This window comes from Burkholderia sp. LMG 13014 (genome assembly GCF_905232215.1).
Lineage (GTDB): Bacteria > Pseudomonadota > Gammaproteobacteria > Burkholderiales > Burkholderiaceae > Burkholderia.
Window position 1 is genome coordinate 1 of record NZ_CAJNKE010000488.1, and the last position, 4,449, is coordinate 4,449.

At 67.6% G+C, this 4,449-nt stretch carries 5 protein-coding genes, 1 tRNA gene and 1 pseudogene; all 7 read right to left on the bottom strand.

What is annotated here, in order from left to right:
• Positions 1 to 695 (bottom strand): tetratricopeptide repeat protein (locus tag JYJ84_RS29320; protein WP_205189818.1); only part of this gene is annotated, 695 nt, incomplete at its 3' end.
• On the bottom strand, positions 692 to 1,477 hold the full coding sequence (locus JYJ84_RS29325) for an HpcH/HpaI aldolase/citrate lyase family protein (RefSeq protein ID WP_122946532.1): 786 nt from the start codon (positions 1,475 to 1,477) through the stop codon (positions 692 to 694). The genes JYJ84_RS29325 and JYJ84_RS29320, both read right to left, overlap by 4 nt.
• Before the next feature lie 305 nt (positions 1,478 to 1,782).
• Positions 1,783 to 2,235 carry a 6-carboxytetrahydropterin synthase QueD gene (gene queD / locus JYJ84_RS29330; protein ID WP_089451443.1) on the bottom strand — a complete coding sequence of 151 codons (453 nt, stop codon included), beginning with the start codon at positions 2,233 to 2,235 and terminating at the stop codon, positions 1,783 to 1,785.
• 18 nt (positions 2,236 to 2,253) lie between these two features.
• Positions 2,254 to 2,886 (bottom strand): 7-carboxy-7-deazaguanine synthase, encoded by a 633-nt coding sequence (gene queE / locus JYJ84_RS29335; RefSeq protein ID WP_021163976.1) that lies wholly within the window; start codon positions 2,884 to 2,886, stop codon positions 2,254 to 2,256.
• Between the two features lie 84 nt (positions 2,887 to 2,970).
• Positions 2,971 to 3,705: a 7-cyano-7-deazaguanine synthase QueC gene (gene queC, locus JYJ84_RS29340; protein WP_122946533.1), complete on the bottom strand. Its 735-nt coding sequence runs from the start codon at positions 3,703 to 3,705 to the stop codon at positions 2,971 to 2,973.
• Between the two features lie 369 nt (positions 3,706 to 4,074).
• Positions 4,075 to 4,150 (bottom strand) — tRNA-Phe (locus JYJ84_RS29345).
• A 61-nt stretch (positions 4,151 to 4,211) separates the two neighbouring features.
• A pseudogene (gene esaR, locus JYJ84_RS29350) lies at positions 4,212 to 4,436 on the bottom strand (response regulator transcription factor EsaR); the annotation flags it as partial.
• Between the last annotated feature and the right edge of the window lie 13 nt (positions 4,437 to 4,449).

Below are 4,449 nucleotides of genomic sequence, written 5' to 3' on the forward strand. Positions count from 1 at the left end.
TCCTTGAATTTCAGCCCGGCCGTCTCGTCGCCCTGTGCGGCGGCCGCCGCGTAATACGCCCGCGCGATGTTCAGGTTCTGCGCGACGCCGTCGCCGCCGCGCTCGTAGAACGACGCGGTCACGTACTGCGCGGTCGGCTCGCCCGCGTCGGCGGCCTGCTTGTACCACGCGAACGCCTGCCGGTTGTCGCGCGGCGTGCCGCGCCCGTCGAGGAACTGGTTCGCGAGCGACAGCTCGGCCTGCACATGCCCCTGCTTCGCCGCCCGCAGGAACCAGCGATGCGCTTCGGCCGGATTGCGCGCGACGAACTCGCCGTCGTCGAGCATCCGGCCATACACGTACTGCGCATGCGACATGTTCGCGTCGGCCGCGCGCTTCAGCCAGCGCAGCCCTTCGTCGACGTTCGCCGTCACGCCTTCGCCCGTCAGCAGCATCATCGCGTAGTTGAATTGCGCGAGACGATCGCCGCGCTCGGCCGCGTCGTGGAACTGCACCAGCGCCGCGCGATAGTCGCCGGCGTTGTAGTCGGCGACCGCCGATTGCGTCTCGCGCGTCGGATCGGGCTTCGCTTGCGGTGCGCCCTGCGCAGCGGCCGCGATACACACGGCCCACAGGCCGAGCATCGCGCCGCCCTGCCCGCACACCCCGATCGCGCCCCGTGCGCGCCCACGGCACGCGCCATCGCCACCGTTCATGACCGTACCTCCTGCAGCGCCTGCCGCGTTGCGCGCAACAGCCAGCTTACGTCGGCCGACAGCGTGATCATCCGGTAGCCGGCCTCGCGATACTGGCGCGCGGCCGCCGTATCGCCCGCGAAGATGCCGACTGCGACGTCGGCCTGCCGGCCGGCCGCGAGCACGCGCGCCATCGCGGTTTCGACGTCCGGGTGGCGGATGTCGCCGAGGTGCCCGAGGCTAGCCGCGAGATCGGCCGGGCCGACGAACAGGCAGTCGACGCCGGGCAGCGCCGCAATCCGCTCGACTTCGTCGACTCCGCGCGCCGATTCGATCTGCACGATCACCGCGACCTGCGCGTTGGCCGTCTGCACGTAATCGCGGCGCATGCCGAACGCCGCCGCACGCACCATGCCCGCGACGCCGCGCAGCCCGTCCGGCGATTCGGGCGACGGATAGCGCGTCAGCCGCACCGCGTGCGCGGCGTCGTCGGGGGTCTCGATGCACGGAAACATCAGCGTGCGCGCGCCCGCATCGAGCGCGCGCTTCACGAGCCACGGTTCGCGCGCCGGCACGCGCACGACGGGCTCGCTCGGCAGATGGGCGGCGGCGATCGCGCGCAACTGCGATGCCACATCGCGGCTGTCGTTCGGCGCGTGCTCCATGTCGATGCAGAGCCAGTCGTAGCCGGCATGCGCGAGCGCTTCCGCGGCCGAGTCGCTGCCGAGCGACAGCCACAGGCCGTACAGCGGCTCGTCGCCGTCGCGCAGGCGTTGTTTGAGGGAATTGGTGAGCGTGCTCATCGATACGGCCTCCTGGACGGAACGGCAATCGAACGGGACAAGCAACGGGCAAAGCGGAGCGCGACACGCCGGGCAGCGAAGCACGGCGGCGCCAGGACCGGGCCCTGGAACGTCAGTCGGCCGTGGACGGCCGATCTGACAGCGCCGGCCGCGCGATGGCGCACGGCTGCGTTTTTCGGCGCCACGCAACGATCATAGCGCGGCGTTACGCGGAATGTGGAAACGGACGGGGAGCGAGACGGGGAAGCCGCGGGATGCGGCGCCGGCAGCCCGCGCCGGCTGGCGGGGCTGCCGGGAAGGCGGGATCAGCGGCCGGGCTGGCGCTCGACGTCGGCCCAGCAGTTCGGCGTTTCGTACAGGCGCACGCGCTCGAGCCGCAGGTTCACGCCGTAGTGCGCGTCGTACACGCTTGCGAGGATGTCGAACGCGATCGCCGCGAGGTTCTCGACGGTCGGGATCCGGTCGATCACGACCGTCTTGTGGTCGGCCATCTGCTCGAGGAACGAGCGCACGACGTCGTCGCGCGCATAGACCAGGAACGCATGGTCCCACTTGCCGACCAGGTGCTCCATCGCGAGCGCCTTCACGTCGGCGAAATCCATCACCATGCCGCGGTCGGGCGCCCCCTCGGTATCGACGAGATCGCCGCGCAGCGTGACTTCGAGCACGTAGCGATGACCATGCAGGTTCCGGCACTGGCTGCGGTGGTCGGGAATGCGGTGGCCCGCGTCGAATTCGAGTTTTCGGGTAATCAGCACGATGTCAAAAGCCGTGGCTCAGGGAATGTTCAGATATTTGTGGGTCTGCATCGACAGCCGCCACTGCGGATGACGCTTGCACCAGTCGATCGCGAGCTTCGTGTTGAGGTCGCGCGACGGGCCGTCCATCGGCTGGACGAGGAAATACTCGAAGTCGAGCTTCGCGTAGTCGGCCAGCCGCTGGTTGTCCTGCGGGATCACGACCTTCAGTTCGTTGCCCTTCGTGACGACGAGCGGCGCGTCGGCCTTCGGGCTCACGCAGATCCAGTCGATCGATTCGAGCACCGGCAGCGAGCCGTTGGTCTCGATCGCGATCTCGAAGCCGGCCGCGTGCAGCGCGTCGACGAGCGGCTGGTCGAGCTGCAGCATCGGCTCGCCGCCCGTGCAGACGACGAAGCGGTGCGCCTCGCCCTCCGGCCACAGGCCGGCGATCGTCGCGACGAGCGCTTCGGCGTCCTTGAACTTGCCGCCGTTCTCGCCGTCGGTGCCGACGAAGTCGGTATCGCAGAAGCGGCACACGGCCTCCGCACGATCCTCTTCGCGGCCCGACCACAGATTGCAGCCGGCGAACCGGCAGAACACGGCCGGCCGGCCGGCGTTCGCGCCCTCGCCCTGCAACGTGTAGAAAATTTCCTTGACCGCGTAAGTCATCGTGCTTCGTCCGGCTCGCGCCGCTCGCTGTCGATCAAAATCCGGATCGGAATCCGTTGTTCATTCACCGTGCCGCGGCGCGCTTCACAGCGGCGCTTCGGTCACGCGTTCGCCTTTCAGGTAGGCCTCGTAGCCGCGCTTGCGCAGCTTGCAGGCCGGGCATTCGCCGCAGCCGAAGCCCCACTCGTGCAGTTCCGCGCGCTCGCCCACGTAGCAGGTGTGCGTCTCGACGCGGATCAGTTCGACGAGTGCTTCGCCGCCGAGCTGTTCGGCAAGCTGCCAGGTTTGCGCCTTGTCGAGCCACATCAGCGGCGTCTCGAGCACGACGCGCGTGTCCATTCCGAGGTTCAGCGCGACCTGCAGCGCCTTCATCGTGTCGTCGCGGCAATCGGGATAGCCCGAAAAATCGGTCTCGCACATCCCGCCGACCAGCACGCGCAACCCGCGGCGATAGGCGATCGCCGCGGCGATCGTCATGAACATCAGGTTGCGGCCCGGCACGAACGTGTTCGGCAGGCCGTTCGCCGCCGTCTCGATCTCGATCGTGCGCGTCATCGCGGTATCGCTGATCGCGCCGAGCACCGACAGGTCGATCATGTGATCGTCGCCGAGCCGGTCCGACCAGGCGGGAAAATCACGCTTCAGCGCTTCGCGCACGCCTTCGCGACATTCGAGCTCGACGCGGTGGCGCTGGCCGTAATCGAAGCCGAGCGTCTCGACCGTCTGATAGCGTTCGAGGGCCCATGCCACGCACGTGGCCGAGTCCTGCCCGCCGGAAAACAACACGAGCGCGCCGTCTTTAGCGTCTGTCCGAGTCACCGTGATACTCCGTGAATGTGTAGGCTCGCGTCGCGCTGCGCCCCGGGGCCGGTTGCCGCCGGGCGGCCCGACGCGTGCCGGCCTGGGCCGGCTCGACCAGTATAGGCAGCGCAATCGGCCGCGAACGCGGCGGAGCGCTTATACCGCCCATCGCGCGGCATCGTTGCCGCGCGCCACGGCGGCGCCACGCTGGCAGCCTGCCGTGCGCATGAAGCGATGCGCTAAGTTATTGAGCGGGCACGGATTTTATCATGCCCGCACGAATGCTGCCGGGCAGCCGCCCCGCGCCACTTCGCTTGCCACTCACCACGCAAACCCCACCACAAACGAAAAACCCCAAGAACCTTCCGATTCTTGGGGTTTTAATTCTGGTGGCCTGGGTCGGAATCGAACCAACGACACGCGGATTTTCAATCCGCTGCTCTACCAACTGAGCTACCGGGCCAACGAAGAAGAGAAAGTATATCCACCCTTCGTTACTTGATCAAGTACTTTCGCGAAATATTTTATACGGCGCCTTCGGACGGCTTCTTGCCGAGCTCGACACCGAGCTGCTTGAGCTTGCGATACAGGTGCGTGCGCTCGAGGCCCGTCTTCTCCGCGACGCGCGTCATGCTGCCGTTTTCGCGTGCGAGGTGATATTCGAAGTACGCACGCTCGAACGCATCGCGCGCTTCGCGCAACGGGATGTCGAACGGGATCGCGGCCGTCTGGCCCGCGAGGCCGAGTGCCCAGTCTCATATA

Excerpts from the sequence above, each read along its gene's own strand:
- JYJ84_RS29325 (WP_122946532.1), bottom strand. The coding sequence starts at position 1,477 with ATGAGCACGCTCACCAATTCCCTCAAACAACGCCTGCGCGACGGCGAC.
- queE (WP_021163976.1), bottom strand. The coding sequence starts at position 2,886 with ATGACTTACGCGGTCAAGGAAATTTTCTACACGTTGCAGGGCGAGGGC.